Annotated in this window: 14 protein-coding genes; 6 read left to right on the top strand and 8 right to left on the bottom strand. The window is 72.0% G+C overall.

What is annotated here, in order from left to right:
* Positions 1-511: 511 nt before the first annotated feature.
* Positions 512-1,432, top strand: coding sequence for a terpene synthase family protein (locus tag ACWEJ6_RS36565; protein ID WP_387663846.1), 921 nt, complete (start codon positions 512-514; stop codon positions 1,430-1,432).
* A 10-nt stretch (positions 1,433-1,442) separates the two neighbouring features.
* Here ACWEJ6_RS36565 and ACWEJ6_RS36560 read toward each other — a convergent pair whose 3' ends face one another.
* The 3 genes from ACWEJ6_RS36560 to ACWEJ6_RS36550 form a co-directional block, all read right to left on the bottom strand.
* Positions 1,443-3,563, bottom strand: coding sequence for an ATP-binding protein (locus tag ACWEJ6_RS36560; protein ID WP_452429752.1), 2,121 nt, complete (start codon positions 3,561-3,563; stop codon positions 1,443-1,445).
* 936 nt (positions 3,564-4,499) lie between these two features.
* Complete coding sequence (locus ACWEJ6_RS36555) at positions 4,500-5,219, bottom strand: MBL fold metallo-hydrolase (protein WP_452429750.1); 720 nt, start codon at positions 5,217-5,219, stop codon at positions 4,500-4,502.
* A gap of 63 nt (positions 5,220-5,282) precedes the next feature.
* Positions 5,283-5,663: a nuclear transport factor 2 family protein gene (locus ACWEJ6_RS36550; RefSeq protein ID WP_452429748.1), complete on the bottom strand. Its 381-nt coding sequence runs from the start codon at positions 5,661-5,663 to the stop codon at positions 5,283-5,285.
* An 87-nt stretch (positions 5,664-5,750) separates the two neighbouring features.
* On the opposite strand from ACWEJ6_RS36550, the gene ACWEJ6_RS36545 reads away from it, so the two are divergent.
* Entirely contained in the window at positions 5,751-6,542 is a 792-nt protein-coding gene (locus ACWEJ6_RS36545; RefSeq protein ID WP_452429746.1) for a helix-turn-helix domain-containing protein, read from the top strand.
* Positions 6,543-6,708: 166 nt separating this feature from the next.
* Complete coding sequence (locus ACWEJ6_RS36540) at positions 6,709-7,185, top strand: VOC family protein (RefSeq protein WP_452429744.1); 477 nt, start codon at positions 6,709-6,711, stop codon at positions 7,183-7,185.
* On the opposite strand, the gene ACWEJ6_RS36535 is transcribed toward ACWEJ6_RS36540, so the two are convergent.
* Genes ACWEJ6_RS36535 through ACWEJ6_RS36525 form a run of 3 tightly spaced genes read right to left on the bottom strand, consistent with a single transcriptional unit; the run spans position 7,178 to position 11,143 of the window.
* On the bottom strand, positions 7,178-8,026 hold the full coding sequence (locus tag ACWEJ6_RS36535; RefSeq protein WP_387663860.1) for an ABC transporter permease: 849 nt from the start codon (positions 8,024-8,026) through the stop codon (positions 7,178-7,180). The genes ACWEJ6_RS36540 and ACWEJ6_RS36535 overlap by 8 nt on opposite strands.
* Positions 8,023-10,689 carry a CocE/NonD family hydrolase gene (locus tag ACWEJ6_RS36530; RefSeq protein WP_452429742.1) on the bottom strand — a complete coding sequence of 889 codons (2,667 nt, stop codon included), beginning with the start codon at positions 10,687-10,689 and terminating at the stop codon, positions 8,023-8,025. Before ACWEJ6_RS36530 ends, ACWEJ6_RS36535 begins: the two co-directional genes overlap by 4 nt.
* 46 nt (positions 10,690-10,735) lie before the next feature.
* Positions 10,736-11,143, bottom strand: a complete 408-nt coding sequence (locus ACWEJ6_RS36525; protein ID WP_352321529.1) for a PaaI family thioesterase — start codon at positions 11,141-11,143, stop codon at positions 10,736-10,738.
* A 94-nt stretch (positions 11,144-11,237) separates the two neighbouring features.
* On the opposite strand from ACWEJ6_RS36525, the gene ACWEJ6_RS36520 reads away from it, so the two are divergent.
* Together ACWEJ6_RS36520 and ACWEJ6_RS36515 are read left to right on the top strand one after the other, a co-directional pair.
* On the top strand, positions 11,238-12,521 hold the full coding sequence (locus ACWEJ6_RS36520; RefSeq protein WP_452429739.1) for a cytochrome P450: 1,284 nt from the start codon (positions 11,238-11,240) through the stop codon (positions 12,519-12,521).
* Between the two features lie 69 nt (positions 12,522-12,590).
* Positions 12,591-13,775 (top strand): hypothetical protein, encoded by a 1,185-nt coding sequence (locus ACWEJ6_RS36515; protein ID WP_452429737.1) that lies wholly within the window; start codon positions 12,591-12,593, stop codon positions 13,773-13,775.
* Here the strand turns inward: ACWEJ6_RS36515 and ACWEJ6_RS36510 are convergent.
* Both ACWEJ6_RS36510 and ACWEJ6_RS36505 read right to left on the bottom strand, forming a co-directional pair.
* Positions 13,733-14,767, bottom strand: coding sequence for a CopD family protein (locus tag ACWEJ6_RS36510; RefSeq protein WP_387663868.1), 1,035 nt, complete (start codon positions 14,765-14,767; stop codon positions 13,733-13,735). The genes ACWEJ6_RS36515 and ACWEJ6_RS36510 overlap by 43 nt on opposite strands.
* Positions 14,764-15,393, bottom strand: coding sequence for a copper resistance CopC family protein (locus ACWEJ6_RS36505; RefSeq protein WP_452429735.1), 630 nt, complete (start codon positions 15,391-15,393; stop codon positions 14,764-14,766). Before ACWEJ6_RS36505 ends, ACWEJ6_RS36510 begins: the two co-directional genes overlap by 4 nt.
* Positions 15,394-15,444: 51 nt before the next feature.
* On the opposite strand from ACWEJ6_RS36505, the gene ACWEJ6_RS36500 reads away from it, so the two are divergent.
* The gene (locus ACWEJ6_RS36500) at positions 15,445-16,206 is read left to right on the top strand and encodes a class I SAM-dependent methyltransferase (protein WP_452429733.1); all 762 of its coding nucleotides are present in this window, start codon (positions 15,445-15,447) and stop codon (positions 16,204-16,206) included.
* Positions 16,207-16,223: the final 17 nt, after the last annotated feature.

Below are 16,223 nucleotides of genomic sequence, written 5' to 3'. Positions count from 1 at the left end.
GCGGGGGTCCGCCCTGGCCGGCGCGGCGGCTCCAGGATGTCGTCCGCCGATGCCGGAGGCTGGCGTTCCGGTCAATCTGGCCATCATCAAAGGTGACATTTTGCTGATGGTGGCGGCCGATCATGGTCGCGCGGAGCCCGGTGAATGATCGTCGCGTCTGGATACGGCTCCGGCCGCGCCTGCGGCCGGGCGTGCGGGCCGCTCTCCGTGGGCGGGTTCACGCAGGAGTCGGCCGTGGTCAGAGCGCTGCCGGGGCGGGAGCCGATCAGCGGGACGGCGTCCTGTCGGCATTGGACCCGGCCTCAATGTTGGCAAATGCCCAGTTTATCCACCAGTTCCCTTGGAGGGATCCATAGTGTGAAAAAGGCATTAAAGGGCTCCAAGTTGTCGAGTGTGGCCTTTTGAACAGCCGATCGTCATGCTGAAGGGCGTGGCAACTTCTGCGCATTCCTTCAGTAGGCGACCGCTCCACATCCCTCCGCTCCCATGCCCGTTCCCCAACGAGATCAACGTGCATGCCGCGGAGGTCGACGCGGAGAGCCATACGTGGCTGGCCGCCTCCAGCATGCTCAAGGACGCCGACACCATCGAGCACTTCCGGCGTTCCAAGATCGGCCTGCTCGCCGCGCGTACCAACCCCGAGGTCCCGCGCGACAGCCTCCGGCTGATCAACGACTGGTACAACTGGCTCTTCGCGTTCGACGACGCCTTCTGCGAGGGAGAGCTGATGGGGCACCGGGCCTCCGCGCTCGCCCGCGCCCTGCCGCCGCTCCTGGAGATCCTGGACGACCGCAGGAAGCCGGACGACGACGACCCCTTCGGGCTCGCCCTCAACGAACTCCTCCACCGCATCGTCTCCACCTCCACCCCGGCGCAGGTGGACCGGTGGCGCATCACGGTCAAGGAGTACCTGTTCGCCCAGATCTGGGAGGCGGCCAACCGCGAGGCCGACCTGATCCCCACCCCGCAGGACTACATCCTGATGCGCCGCATCACCGGAGCCACCTACACCTGCTTCGCCCTCATCGACGCCGGCGGCGGCTACCGCCTCGAAGCCGAGGAGTGGCACCATCCCGACGTGCGGATGTTGTCGGACCTGGCCTGCGACCTCATCGGCTGGGACAACGACCTGCTCTCCTACGCCAAGGAGTGCGACAACGACAAGGCCCGGCACAACCTCGTCACCGTGCTGGCCACCCACCGGAACCTCACCCTCCAGGACGCCCTCCTGGAGGTGTCCGACATGCACAACCAGGCGCTCGCCGCCTTCCTCGACCGGCGCGCGGCGCTGGAGAAGTGGGCCCCGCCGCCCGTCCGCACGTACGTCCGCGGCCTTGAGCACTGGGTACGCGGGCACATCGAGTTCTCGCTCGGCAGCGCGCGCTACGTGCACGCGTGGCCGGAGGGGACCCGCTGGCCCCAGGCCGTGTGAGGCCCCGGGATCAGTCCTCGGCCGGGGCGTCCAGGTCGCCGAGCGCGAGCGTGGACGCCTCGTCGAGGTCGAGCCGGGCGCCGTTCTCGAAGGCGTTCTTGTAGGCCAGCTCGCCCATCATCGACTTGCAGTCCTCGACGCACGCGTCGTGGTCGTCGGTCAGGAACGGGGCGCCCATCTGCGGCAGGCCGGCCGTCCGCCAGTTCTGCTGCAACGCGCCCAGCAGCTTGGCCGCCGTCGGCGCCTGCTTGAGCGCGATGAGGATGCGCGCGGTCGTCTCCAGCACCAGCAGCGTGCCCAGCGTGTCGTGGAAGTGCCGCTTGATCCGCAGGCCCTCGCGGGCGTTGTGCAGCGCCTCGCCCGGCCTGCCGGTCGCGAGCCTCGTGCGCGACATCGCCCACTGGGCGTACGAGCTGACCCACAGCTCGCCGCGCTCCCGGCACACCTGAAGGCAGTCCTGGAGCAGCGACTCGGCCTCGAACAGCTCGCCCTGCGCCGACAACACCAGCGACAGCTCGACGATCGCGGGCAGCAGGCCCGGGTTGAGCTCCTTGTTGTCGGTGTTGAACTCGATCGCCACGCCCAGCAGCGCGCTGGCCTTCTGCAGGTCGCCCTGGAGCAGCGCGGCCGTGCCCTGCATCTTCGAGGCCAGGATCACCGCCCTGGAGTCGCCCACCCGGACGGCCTCCGTGCTGCACTGCTCGGCCGCCGCCAGCGCGCCCTCGCTGTCACCCTGCGCGCTGCGCACGTAGGACAGCACCCACAGGGCCTTGCAGCGCTCCTTGCTCGGCGAGGGGTTGGCCTCCAGCGCGCGTTCGAGGTAGAGCCGCCCCTCCCGGACGAAACCGCAGCACACCCACATGAACCACAACGACGCCAGCAGCGTGAGCGCCGAGCCGCTGCGCATGGAGGAGGACAACGCGTGCTCCAGCGCGACCCGCACGTTGTCGTGCTCCTGACGCATGCGCACGAACCAGTAGATCTGCCGCGGACCCGACCACGCGTCTTCGCTGCGCTGGGCCAGGCTCAGGTAGTACTCCAGGTGGCGCTGCCGCATCTGCTGGGCCTGGCCGAGCTTGTCCAGCCACTCCTCGCCGTACTCGGCCAGCGTGTCGATCAGCTTGTAGCGGACGCCGGAGTGGTGGCTCCTGATCATCAGGATCGACTTCTCCACCAGTCCGGTGACCAGATCGGTGATGTCCTCCGAGGGCAGGCGCCCGTCGGAGCAGACGAACCTGGCCGCGTCGAGCTCGAAGTCGCCGGCGAACACCGACAGCCGCGCCCACAGCAGCCGCTCGGCGGGCTCGCACAGCTCGTGACTCCAGCCGATCGCCGCCCGCAGCGTCGCATGGCGCGGCAGGGCCGTACGGCTCGCGCCGGCCAGCAGGCTGAACCGGTCGGCCAGCAGCCCGAGGATCTGCTCCACCGACAGGGCGCGCAGCCGCACCGCCGCCAGCTCGATCGCCAGCGGGATGCCGTCGAGCCTGCGGCACAGCTCGGCCACCGCGCCGATGTTGTGCTCGTCGAGCTGGAAGTCGGGCACGACCGCCCCGGCCCGCAGCGCGAACAACTGCACCGACTCGTTGGTGAACAGGTTCTCCGTCGGGTCGTCGCCGGGCACCACCAGCGGCGGCACCGGCACCACCTGCTCGTACGGCAGGTGCAGCGACTGCCTGCTCGTGGCCAGCACCTTCAGGTTGGGCGCGGCCTCCAGCAGCTCGTGGACCAGCTCGGCGCAGCCCTGCACGAGGTGTTCGCAGGTGTCGATGATGAGCAGCATGTCGCGTTCGCCGACCCACTCCGACAACGACTCCGACTCCGCCCGCGAGGACTGGTCGGCGATGCCGAGCGCCGAGGCGATCGTGTGCTTGACCATGCCCGCGTCCTGCAGCCGGGCCAGGTCGGCGAACCACACGCCGTCGGGGTACTGCGTGCGGACCTGGTGCGCCAGCCGCAGCACCGTGCGCGACTTGCCCACCCCGCCGATGCCAGTGACGGTCACCAGCCGGGACTCGGCGAGATGCCGCTTGAGGTTGGCGAGTAACCGGGTCCGCCCCACGAAGCTGGTGAGCTCCGCCGGTAGATTGCCTTCTCTCCGCCAGCCTGTAGGGGTGGCCATGCGCAGCCTCACGGGGGATAGGCGACACCTGCCCTGGCATCGTACCGCCGGGCACAAGGGCTGTCCGTGGAGCCGGGAAGACGACCGGTGTTGGTTTGTACGTCTCGGTAGCATGTTTTCCGTGGACGAATTTCTCCCGGAGCAGACTTCGGACGACACCGACCTCGGCTGGGGCGACTGGCGTGAAGCCGACGCCGACGCCTTCTACCTCGACAACAAGCCTCCGCACTGGGGCTGACCTGGCCGCCCGCGCCGCCCTGTGGCCGGGCGCCCGCCTTCCTGGCTCCCGGCCGCCTTCGAAACGGCCTGCCTGATCCCCCTTTCCGGCCCATCACACTCAAGCCCGCCCTATCCCGGTACGTAGCTCTGTATCCCGCCGAATCCCACTCGCCCCATTAGGGCGTGCCTTAAGGATCGTCAGCCGGTCAATGACGGCGGCTTTCGTGAGGCGGACAGCGGGTTTGCCGTACCGGGCGGCGATACCGCGATGACGTTCGAGCCGATCGATGCCACGTGCGCTCGTCGGCAGAGCGGACGCGGCGGCCGGCCACGTCGAAGGACGGCGAGCGGCCTCCGTGACCTCCGTGATCTTCGCCGCCTCCGCCTCCGCCTCCGCCGCCTCCGCGGCCGCCACGCCACTGCCAGGCGGCGATGCGGTCGCCCTTGCAGGCCACCGCGGCTCCTGGCTGGGCCTGGTCCGGGGCGGGGCGGGCGGATGGCGTGCAGCACGTGAGGCAGGCGGGTCCAGCCGGTACTGCTCCCCGCTGATGACCAGGAAGGCGGACGGATGGCGTGCAGCACGTGGGGTGGGCGGGTCCAGTCGGTGCTGCTCCCCGCCGGTGACCAGGAAGGCGCGCGGGGCCGTCAGTCGATGTCACCGGCCGCCTCTGCTCGTGCAGGTGAGCCGGCACGGGCCAGCTCTTTGCACCGGACCCGAGCAGCGCTCGGCTACCTGCCGACGCCACCCGCGCGGACCGTCTCGCTCACCCGGGCCGGTGAGGTGCGCCAGGGGGCGCCGTGGCCGGGGAGCACCCAGGACGCCGGCAGCCGGGCGATCCGGTCGAGGGAGACGAGCGCTTCGGCGGGGTCGTCGGTGAAGGGGGCCGGTTGGGGGCCTTCGCGGCCGGTGAGGACGTGCCGGGTGGTCAGGGCGTCCCCGACGAAGACGGCGTCGGCGAGCGGGACGTGCACCGCCACGCTCCCGGGCGAGTGCCCCGGCATGCCCACGATCACCGGGCTCCCGGGCAGGTCCAGGACGTCGCCGTCGCCGATCTCGGTGACCTCGCGGACATGGCGGGTGCGCAGCCCGTTCTTGCGGACGGAGTACCCGAGGAAGCCGAACGCCGGACCTAGACGCACAGGCCCGACCGCGACCTTGGGCTTCTGCCCGGTACGGGCGCGGACGGCGTCGGCGGCGTGCACGAACACCGGCACCCCGTGCTCACTTCGCAGGCGTTCGGCGAAACCGAGGTGGTCGGAGTCGCCGTGGGTCAGGACGAGTCCCCGGATGTCGTCCACGGACTTGCCGAGGGAACGGAGTTCACGCTGCAGATCCCGCCAGTGGCCGGGCAGCCTGGCGTCGATGAGCGTGATGCCCTCGGCGGTGTCGACGAGATAGCAGGCCACGACGTCGTTGCCGAGGCGATGCAGATGGGGAGCGAGTTTCATGGGACCTCCGGCGCCGGGGCGCCGATCGTGGAACGGGTGGATGTCTGCCGCACGCGCCTCGCCTCAGAGCATTCCGTGCGGGACGTGCGCCGCTTCCGGCACCGGCTGCACCACGTCCCAGTGCTCGACGATCTGCCCGCCGGCCAGCCGCCAGATGTCGACGACGGCGACGCCGCGCGGGTCGTCGTCCGTGGTCATGAGGTAGTGCATCACCACGTGATCGTCGTCGGCGATGACCCGCTTGAGGTCGAGCCGGGCACGCGCCACGGGAGCCTCGGCGATGTGGGCGATGAACGCGTCCCGCCCGGACGGGTTGCCCGGGCTGTGCTCGACGAAGTCCTCGTGCAGGAGCGTGCGGAGCACGTCGATGTCCCCGGCCGCGAACCGGGTGAAGCCGTCGAGGACCAGGTGCTTGTTGCGGGTGGTCGTGCTGCTGTCGTTCATGGGGACACCGTCGCAGCGCGCGCCCGGGGGTGTCGATTACATGGCATGTAATCGCGCAGGTCAGCGGGGTGCGACGATAATCGCCGGATGAACCAGGACCGGCCGATCGGCGAGTTGCTGCGCGAGTGGCGGCGCCGCAGGGGGCTCAGCCAGCTCGATCTGGCGCTGCAGGCGGACGTGTCCGCCAGGCACGTCAGCTTCGTCGAGACGGGACGGACCATTCCCAGCAGCGCGATGGTGCTGCGTCTGGCCGAGCATCTGGGGGTCCCGCTGCGGGAGCGCAACCGCCTGCTGGTCGCGGCCGGTCACGCGCCCGTCGTCCGCGAACGGCCGCTGAAGGACCCGCACCTGGCCTCGGCGCGGAACGTCCTGGAGCAGATCCTGCGCGGGCACGAGCCGTATCCGGCGCTGGCCGTGGACCGGCGCTGGAACCTGCTGTTCGCCAACTCGGCGATCGACGTCTTCCTGGAAGGCGTCGACGCGGCGCTGCTCCGGCCGCCGGTCAACATGATGCGGCTCGGTCTGCACCCGGGCGGGTTCGCCTCGCGGCTGCTCAACCTCGGGCAGGTCCGCGGATTCCTGCTGCCCCGGCTCGCCCGTCAGGTGGCGCAGAGCGGGGACGCCGAACTGAGCGCGCTGTACGAGGAGGTGCTGTCCTACGGTCCCGCGGGCGATCCGCGGCCACCGGATCCGGCCGAGATCGCGCTGCCCGTCCGCATCCGCCACCGCGGCGCGGAGTTGTGTTTCATCAACACCATCACGACGTTCGGCGCGGCCTTCGACGTCACGCTTGAGGAGATCGCCGTCGAGGCGTACTTCCCCGCCGACGACGACACCGCCCGCTTCTTCAGGACGGCGGCCACAGAACCCTCCGCCTGACGCCGTCCGTGCCGGCGCCAAGACCTTCCGCGACGTCTCAGACTTTTTTCGAAAATCTTCGGGACGCGTGTCGATCCGCCCCCGTCCCGTTCGACGCGTCGATGAAAGGAAGGGGACGGGCACGGATCCGGCCCCCGCGACACGTCTCGAAAGGACGACCGGCGACATGCAGAAGATCACGACCTACCTGTGGTTCGACAACCAGGCCGAAGAGGCGGCCGAGTTCTACACCTCGATCTTCGCCGACTCCCGCATCCTGGAGGTCCAGCGCTACCCCGAGGGCGGCCCCGGGCCTGCCGGGCAGGCCATGGTGGTCTCCTTCGAGCTGGCCGGGCAGCGCTTCCTCGCCCTGAACGGCGGCCCGCAGTTCACCTTCACCGAGGCGATCTCCCTCTACGTCGACTGCGCCTCCCAGGAGGAGGTCGACGACCTGTGGGCCAGGCTGACCGACGGCGGCGAGGAGTCGCAGTGCGGCTGGCTGAAGGACCGGTACGGCCTGTCGTGGCAGATCGTCCCGAGGGCGCTGCAGGAGCTGATGAGCGTGCCGGACCCGGCCGCCGCCCAGCGGGTCGCGCAGGCCATGCTGGGCATGCGGAAGATCGAGATCAAGGGCCTGGAGGACGCCGCCAAGGGCGTCAGCTGACCACGTCCTTGCGCCGGAACCTGCGGAAGGCCACGGCGATCAGGATCGCGGCGTAGGTGATCGACACCGAGGCGCCCTTGGCCATCCCGCTCCAGTCGAGCTCGGGGGCCAGGGCGTCCAGCCACGCGTTGTTCCAGAACGTCGGCAGGAACTCGCGCAGCGTGCCCAGCGCCTCGACCGCCTGCAGGATGGTGCTCACGATCCACAGGCCCACCGCCCCGCCCACCGCGCCGAGCGGCGAGTCGGTCACCGTGGAGACCAGGAACGCCAGGGCCGCCACCACGAGCTGGCTGACCAGGGCGTAACCGATCACGATGCCGAACCGGGGCAGCACGTCGAGCGCCGGGATCGTCTCGCCGGTGCCGGGCACCTGGATGTCGTGCCAGCCGAACGCGACCGTGCCGGCCAGCAGCGCCATCAGCGGCAGGCAGATCACCGCCGCAGCCGAGAAGCCGAGCGCCACGATCAGCTTCTGGCGCAGCAGGCGGTCGCGGGGGACCGGCGCGGCCAGCAGGTAACGCAACGACGACCAGTTGGCCTCGGCGGCCACCGTGTCGCCGCAGAACAGGGCGACCGCCACCACCAGCAGGAAGCTCGCCGACACCGACAGGGCGAACGCGGCGAAGTTCAGGCCGCTCGCGGTGGCCAGGTCGCTGATCCGCACCGACGACGGCCCCTGGTTGCCGGACTGCGGCCCGAACTGGAACGCGATCACCAGCACCCACGGCAACGCCAGCAGCAGCCCGAACATGACCAGCGTCCGGCGCCGCTTGAACTGCCTGACGATCTCCACGCGCAGCGGCAGCGTGCGGCGCGGCGCGTAGCCGGGCGCGGCGGTCATGATCTGTCTCCGATGAGGTCGAGGAACACGTCTTCCAGGCGCGGACCGCCGTGCCCGTTGCCGTTGCCCGCCGCCGAGCTCAGCAGCCGCGACACGGGCCCGGTGGAGACCAGCCGGCCGCGGTGCATGACGACCACGTGGCTGCAGGTCTGCTCCACCTCCGCCAGCATGTGGCTGGAGACGATGACGGTACGGCCGTCGCGCGCGTAGCGCTTGAGCACCTCGCGCATCTCCCGGATCTGGGGCGGGTCGAGACCGTTGGTGGGCTCGTCGAGCACCAGCAGGTCGGGCAGGCCGAGCATGGCCTGGGCGATGGCCAGCCGCTGCCGCATGCCCTGGGAGTAGGTGCGCACCGCGCGGTCGAGCGCCTTGCCCAGACCTGCGATCTCCAGCGCCTCCTCGAAGTGGGCGTCGGCGGCGGGACGGCCGGTGGCCGCCCAGTAGAGCTCGATGTTGTCGCGGCCGGACAGGTGGGGCAGGAAGCCGGGGCCCTCCACGAACGAGCCCAGCCTGGACAACACGGGCGCACCGGGAGTGACGGGGTCGCCGAAGATCCGGATCTCGCCGGAGTCGGGGCGGATCAGGCCCATCATCATCCGCATCGTGGTCGTCTTGCCGGCGCCGTTGGGGCCGAGGAGGCCGAGAACCTGGCCCTGCTCGACCCGGAACGACAGCCCGTCGACGGCCCGCTCGCCGTTGCGGTACGCCTTGGTCAGCCCGACGATCTCCAACGGCACCTCACGCCCGCCGTCACCGCCCGGCATCTCACGCCCGACGTCACCGCCCGGCGCCTCACGCCCGACGTCACCGCCCGGCGCCTTCGACGCCCCGTCGCCGTTCGGGCTCACGCCGGCCTTCGCCGTCGAGCCGCGGCCCGAGGGACGGCCGGTGGCCAGGAGGACGGCGGCGGCGAGCACGGCGGCCAGCGGCATCGCCCACACCCACCAGGCCACCCCGGTCGGCGGCGCGGCGAGCGTGCGGACCGTGGGGACGGCCAGCGTGGGCGAGGCCAGGGAGACGCCGAACGCGGCGGGCTCGGCCGGGGTCGCGAACCCCATGTCCGTCGTGGTCACGACCAGCCGCAGCCGGTGGCCCACGGCGAACCGGTGGTCGACGGCCGGCAGGGTGACCGTGGCCTCGGCCGAGCCGGCCCCCTCGGGGATCGTGACCCGGAACGGCGCCACCAGCCCGGCAGGCAGCGCGGGCGGCTGGACGGCGTCGGCGACGTCGTAGAGCTTGGCGAACAGGGTCGCCTGGCCCTTGCCCGACACCTTGACCTTGACCGTGGGGCTGCCGGTGAGCTGGAGCGGGGCGGTGAGCGGCGGCGACTCGAACGCCGCGCTCTGGCCGGGCATGTCGATGGACACGCCCGCGCCGCCGCCCTGGCCGCTCAGCAGCCCCCCGACGCCGGGAACGGTCGAGATCGAGGCGGGGGCGCCGCCGGGCGGGTTGACGACGTTCTGCTCGGGGCCGGCGAGCTGCACCGTGGCGGTGTCGGTGCCGGCCAGGCCGGGATAGGCGGCGGCCTCGGGGTGGAGCCTGACGCGCTGGCGGGTGCCGGGGTCGCGGCCGCCGTCGCGGGTGACGGTGAACGCGCTCACCGCAGGCGCGGCCTCACGCTTGAGGTGGCGGGCGAACCAGGCCGAGGACTGGTCGTAGAGCCAGTCGGCCTCGCCGTTGCCGCCGTCGTGCCCGCCGTCGAACCAGGCCATGCTCACCGGCGTGCCGGCGGCGGCGATGGCCCGGGCGTTGGCGTCGGCGTGGGCGAGCGGGAACAGGGAGTCGCGCTGGCCCTGGAGCAGCAGGGTGGGCGCCTTGATCCGGCCGGCCACGGTGACCGGGCTGGATCTGCGCAGCAGCGCGACGGCCTCGGGAGTGGCCCGGCCGTCTTCGGCGACCTGCTGGTAGATGTCGCAGATCGCCGGCAGGAAGCGGCCGCACCTGGCCTGCTCGACGGTCAGCGGGGCGGCGGCCTCGCGGCGGGACTGGGCGGCGAAGGTGTCGAGGGAGACGCCCTGGCCGAAGAAGATGCCCGCCCACATGCGCTTGAAGACGCCGTCGGCCACGCCCTGCCCGATCGCGGCCTGCGGGCCCGTGGCGGACCCGGCGGCGGCGTTGGGGAAGAGGGCGTCGGCCAGGTCGGCCCAGGTGATCTGCGGGACGATGGCGTCGACGCGCTGATCGTAGGCGGCGGCCATCAGGGCGATGGCCCCGCCGTACGAGCCGCCCGTGATGCCCACGCGCGGGTCGCCGGCGGCGTCGAGCCGCACCTCGGGCCGCCTGGCCAGCCAGTCGACGAGCTGCTTGACGTCTTTGACCTCGTAGTCGGGCGAGTTGAGCGCGATCTCGCCCGTGGAGCGGCCGAAGCCGCGCGCGGACCAGGTCAGCACGGCGTAGCCGTCCTGGGCCAGGCGGGCGGCCTGCTGGCGGACGCTCTGCTTGCTGCCGCCGAACCCGTGGGCGACCAGCACGGCGGGCGCCTTCCCACCGCCGGCGGGCGGGAAGAACGTGGCGTCGAGCTCCACCCGCTGGTCGTCGGCGGGCCCGTCGACGACCGTGATCCGCTGGTCCTGACCGCGCGCCTCCGCGGTGGACGGCCACACCAGCCACGTCGTCACCCCGATGACGGCGAGCACCGCGACCAGCGCGGCCACACGTTTCATGGCGGTGAGCCTACTTTCCGCACCTGAGAGATCCCTGAGACGGCGCTCAGCCGAGGATCGCGTAGACGGTCGAGGCGTGCGCGGCCGGATCGCCGTCGCCGTCGGGCGTCAGCGTGACCTCCGAGAAGGCCAGCGAGCGCCCCAGCTTGGTGACGCGCACGTCGAGCAGCACGTCGCGGCCCACCACCGGCCGCTGGAACGTGGTCGACTGCTGCACGGTGGTCATCGGCACGAACCCGCCCCTGGCGGAGGAGATCGCGACGACGGTGGCGGTGTCGGCGGCGGCCATCATCGCCTGGCCGCACAACCCGCCGCCTTCCCTGGCCAGGGAGTCGGACCAGGGGAGCCGGACGACGGCGTGGCGCTCGCCCACCTCCTCCACCCGCAGCCCGAGCTCCTGGATCCAGGGAGCGAAGTATTGCCGGAGAATCGCCTGTGCGTCTTCTGGAGTCACGCGCTCATCATGCACGCTGTAGGGCATGGCGGAGGAGCGGAGCGAGCGTCCTGTGGATAACTCCGAGCGGGAGGAGGAGCGGAGCGAGCGTCCTGTGGATGACGCGAGGCAGGGGGAGGAGCGTGACCTGGCCGAGGTGTTCCTGCCGTCCACCTACGCGGCGGACGTCCCCTACGACCTGTACGCCCGGCTCCGCCGGGAGAGCCCGGTCTGCTGGATCCCCGAGCCGGCCGTCGGCCCCTGGCGCGAGGGGCCCGGTTACTGGGGCGTGTTCCGGCACGCCGACGTCAAACGGGTGCTGCGCAGCCCCGACGACTTCTCCTCCCACCTCGGCGCCACCCAGATCCGCGACCCCGACACCCCTGCCGACCTGGAGTTCGTCCGGTCGATGATGCTCAACATGGACCCGCCCGAGCACTCCAGGCTGCGCCGGATCGTGGCGGCCGCCTTCACGCCGCGCGCGGTCCGCGCCCTGGAACGCACGATCAAGGACCGGGTGGCCGCGCTGCTCGCGCCCGGTGAATGCGACTTCGTCGAGGTGGCCGCCGACCTGCCGGTCTGGACGCTGGCCCACGTGATGGGCGTGCCCGAGCAGGACAGGCGGCTGCTGTACGACTGGGCCTCCCGCGTCATCGGCTACCAGGACGACGACTACGCCGGCCTGTCCACGGCCGAGGTCGAGTCCCTGACCCCCGTGGGCCGGCTGGCGGTCGCCGCCCGTCCCGAGCTCGAACCGGGCATGAACCCCAGGTCCAGGGCCGCGCTGACGGACATGTTCGCCTATGCCCACGCCCTGGCCGACACCCCGCACGAGTCCGTCATGTCCGCCATGAGGAAGGGCGGCCTGACGGAGGCCGAGTTCGAGAACATGTTCTTCCTGTTCGCCGTCGCCGGGAACGAGACCCTGCGCAACGGCATCCCCGGCGGCCTGCTCAGCCTGCTGCGCCACCCCGCCGAGCTGGCCCGGCTGCGCGCCGACCCGTCGCTGCTGGAGTCCGCGGTCGAGGAGATGCTGCGCCACTGGCCCCCGGTGATGGACTTCCGCCGCACGGCCACCCGCGACCTGACGCTCGGCGGCCGGCGCATCCAGGCGGGGGAGAAGGTGGTCGTCTACCACGCCTCGGCCAACCGCGACCCGGCCGTCTTCGCCGACCCCGACCGCTTCGACGTCGCCCGCACCCCCAACGACCACGTCAGCTTCGGGTTCGGCCCGCACTTCTGCCTCGGCGCCCACCTCGCCCGCGTCCAGCTCCGGGCGGTCTTCGCCGAGCTGCTCGCCTGGGACGTCGAACGTGCCGGCCCCCCGGTACGCCTCACCTCCAACTTCCAGAACGGCCTCAAACGCCTCCCGGTACGCCTGACCCGCCGCCCGGCCTGAAGGCCGCCGCCCATCCAGACAAATGGGACATCTGAGACCGATGGGCCGGATGACCGTAAGATTTGCGCCGTGAAGTCACCAGCATCGTTCAAGAAGGCCGCAGCATGGGCCTTGCCGTACTGGACCAGAGGCCAGGCGGGGCGCGAGACGCCGCAAGACCTGTTCCGGGTGCTCTACTTCGGATGGCTGGTGGCGCTCACGCTCAAGCTCCTCGGCTCGGCCTGGGACGTCTCGTGGCACTTCAAATGGCTGCGCGACGACCTCGCCCCGCCCCACCTGCTCAACTCCGCCGGCACCGCCCTCGTCGTCGTGCTGACCGTCGTCCACGGCTACACCGGCTACGGCGTCGACAAGGCGGCGCTGCGGCTCATCCAGTGGGGAACCGGGATCTTCCTCGTCGCGGTGCCGCTCGACCTGATCAACCACCGCGTCAACGGGCTCGACATCACCTCGTGGAGCCCGTCGCACATCATGCTCTACGTTGGAACGTTCTTCATGATCATGGGCGTGATCAGGGGCTGGTTCATGGGCGCGCCCCCCGGCCGGGAGCGCACGGTCGTGCTGGGCGCGTTCCTCGCGTTCTTCCTGGAGAACGTGCACTTCCCCGAGCAGCACCAGGAGTACGGCATCCTGTCGCTCGGCGCCTGGGACAACCAGGCCACCTACGCCGAGCCGATCCTGCTGCGCTTCGCCGCCGACCAGATGGGCCGTCCGGTCGACCGGATCATGATGGCCGGGTTCACCCTCCCGGTGCCCGACTACCTCTACCCGGTCTACGCCGTCGTCGGCGGGCTGTCGGTGCTGGTCGCGGCCAGGCTGCTGATCGGCAGGTTCGGCGCGGCGACGCTGGTGGCCGGCGCGTACGTCGGGTTCCGCACGCTGATCTGGCCGCTGCTCACCTTCGGCGGCTTCCCGCCGTCGGCGGTGCCGTTCTTCTTCGTGGCGGCCGGGCTGCTGGTGGACCTGGCGTTCCTGGTGCGGGTCCCGGCCGTGCGCGCCGTCGTGGGGGCGGCCGTGGTGACCGCCGGCGCCTACGGCGCGCTGGTCGCGCAGAACGCGGCCCTGGGCCCGGTCTACGGCGCGATCAAGGGCCAGGCCGGCCTGTACGGAGCCCCGCCCCTGGTCACGTCGTCGGCCCTGTGGGCCGGGCTCGGCCTGATGGTCGCCTGGCTGGCCGCCGAATGGCTCGCCGGGCGGCGCGACCGGCGGGCTCAGCCGATCGAGGCCCGGGTGATCGCGACCGCCACCCCGTAGGCCAGCCCCATCACGCCCACCTCGGCCGCCGTCCAGCTCACCAGGGCGGTGGCGCCGCCGCGGCGGATCACCGGCAGCAGGCGGAAGCGGATGTGGGCGGCCAGCGGCACCAGCAGCGCCACCAGCGCCGTCTTGATCACCACGAGCACGCCGTAGTGGCTGGTCAGGATCGCGCCGGGCAGTTCGACGCCGGGCGTGAGGGCCATCGTGCCGAGCCCCGTGACCAGCCCGGACAGCGAGACCAGGAGCAGGCAGACGGTGGCCATCCTGGAGAACTTCGGCAGCGCCACGGCCAGCAGCCCCCGGTGGGGGGCGACGAACACGGCCGTGGCGGCCAGGCCGCCCGCCCAGGCCGCCGCGCCCATCACGTGGATCTCCATCGAGATCATGATGGGGTCGTGCCAGACGGAGTTGACCGCGTGCCCGGTGACCGGGATGGGCAGCAGCCCGAACAGCGCCACGATGATCCGCAGCTCCGCGGGCACCTTCTCGCCGAACCTGACCGCCATCAGCCCGATGCCCGCCGCCGCCAGCGCGCACGCCGCGCTGAACAGCAGCCCCTGCCCGGTGCCGACCTCCTCGACGTAGGAGGCGATCAGGCCGAACGTGGGCACCCGGCCCGGATTGAGCTCGGCCGTCTGGAACACGATGGTGAGCAGCGCGCAGATCGCCCACGCCCAGGCCGCCAGCACGGCGAGCGGACGCACCCGGCGCAGCACCGGCTCGGTGGCGTCGGGGTCGTCGAAGCCGAGCAGCTTGGGCACCAGGCTCAGGCCGACCACGGCGACGGCGGCCAGGTCGAGCAGCACCCGGACGACCGGCAGGCCGTAGGCCACGACCGGCCCCGGCATGGGGATGCCCGGCACGGACTCCTGCGCGGTGAACGTGGACGCCGCCACGGCGGCGACGATCCCGCACACGACGAAGGCGCCGACGACCAGCCGTCCGCCAAGCGCCTGCTGCCCGGAACGGGAGGAGACGGTCGCGGTCACGCCCGCGTCCCGCCCTCGGACGAGGCGGCGCCCTCAGCGGGCTCGGCGGCGGCGGAGGTCGCCGACGTGGCCGAGGTGGCCGCCGGGGCCGCGCCGGCGGGGGTGGCGGGGGTGGCGCGGCGGAGGGCGACGGCGGTGCCCGCGGCCAGCAGCAGCAGCGCGGCCACGATCCACACGACGGCCATGCCGGCCCCGCCGTTGGCCGCCGCCTCGGCCGCCTCGGCGCTGTCGCCCTGCTCGGCCTGCCCGGCCGACACGCCGGTGGCGGAGGCGGCCATGGTGAAGCTGATCTTCCCGGTCACCGGATGGCCGTCGGAGGACAGGATCCGGTAGCCCACCACGTACGAGCCGCCCGCGGGCAGCGGCCTGACCTTGACGGAGACCCGCTCGGCGGCCACCTCCGCCGCGCCGTCGGCCCACGAGGAGCCGTCCGCCCCCGTCACGCCCACCTGCGCGTAGCCCTGGCGCACCGCCTGGTCGAACACCAGCGTCACCCGCGCGGGCGAGGCGGACAGCGTGGCGCCGTCCTTCGGATCGCTGCCGACCAGCACGTTGTGCGCCTGCGCGGGAAGGGCGAACCCGACCGCGGCGCACGCGAGCAACAGGACCGTGAGTAGCCGCCTCACCGATCAAAACCTTCCATCGAACGAGTCTCGAACCCGTATATGGTCCCACCCATGACGGACCTCTTCGGCGGCGCGGCGCCCTACTACGCCAAGTACCGGCCCGGGCACGGCGATCCGGCCATCGACCGGCTGGCCCGCGCGTTCGGTCCGGACGGCGTCGTGCTCGACCTCGGCTGCGGCCCGGGGACGATCGCGATCCCGCTGGCCGGGCGGGTGCGCGAGGTGCTGGCCGTGGACCCCGACGAGGAGATGCTGGCCGAGGGGCGGCGGCTGGCGGCGGGCGTGCCCGGCGTCCGCTGGCTGCGCGGCGACTCGACGACGCTGCGGGAGCTGCCGCCGTTCGGTCACGTCGTGATGGGCAGGTCGTTCCACTGGATGGACCGCCGCGCGGTGCTGGCCGACCTCGACGCGCTGCTGCCGCCCGGCGGCGTCGTCGCTCTCGTCGGCCCCACCCGCGACCCCGCCGAGGAGCCGTGGGAGCCGGTCATGCGCCGGGTGCGCGAGGAGTTCGGGGCGAACACCTGGACGGCCGCCGGCTCCTTCCAGCGGACCGGCGAGCACCACCACGACGTGCTGGCCGCCTCGCCCTTCGCCGACCTGGAGTCGAGCCGGTACGAGCACCGCCTCGCCTACGACCTCGACGCCGTGCTCGGCCTGCAGCTCTCCTACTCCTACACGGCCCCGGCCAGGCTCGGCGACCGTCTGCCCGCGTTCGTCGAGGCGGCCAGGGCCGCCCTGCTGGCCGCCGAGCCGTCGGGCCGCTGGGAGCTGACGACGACCACCGAGGTCCTCATCGCCCGGCGTCCGGCCTGACCGGTCCGGTGGCCCGG

It is taken from the genome of Nonomuraea sp. NPDC004702 (assembly GCF_053601695.1).
The sequence above is the reverse complement of the archived record's forward strand: the minus strand, read 5'-3'. Positions and strand labels throughout refer to the sequence as shown.

Bases quoted from the DNA above. Each gene is read 5' to 3' on its own strand.
- ACWEJ6_RS36555 (WP_452429750.1), bottom strand. From the start codon at position 5,219: ATGAAACTCGCTCCCCATCTGCATCGCCTCGGCAACGACGTCGTGGCC.
- ACWEJ6_RS36550 (WP_452429748.1), bottom strand. From the start codon at position 5,663: ATGAACGACAGCAGCACGACCACCCGCAACAAGCACCTGGTCCTCGAC.
- ACWEJ6_RS36545 (WP_452429746.1), top strand. From the start codon at position 5,751: ATGAACCAGGACCGGCCGATCGGCGAGTTGCTGCGCGAGTGGCGGCGC.
- ACWEJ6_RS36540 (WP_452429744.1), top strand. From the start codon at position 6,709: ATGCAGAAGATCACGACCTACCTGTGGTTCGACAACCAGGCCGAAGAG.
- ACWEJ6_RS36535 (WP_387663860.1), bottom strand. From the start codon at position 8,026: ATGACCGCCGCGCCCGGCTACGCGCCGCGCCGCACGCTGCCGCTGCGC.
- ACWEJ6_RS36530 (WP_452429742.1), bottom strand. From the start codon at position 10,689: ATGAAACGTGTGGCCGCGCTGGTCGCGGTGCTCGCCGTCATCGGGGTG.
- ACWEJ6_RS36500 (WP_452429733.1), top strand. From the start codon at position 15,445: ATGACGGACCTCTTCGGCGGCGCGGCGCCCTACTACGCCAAGTACCGG.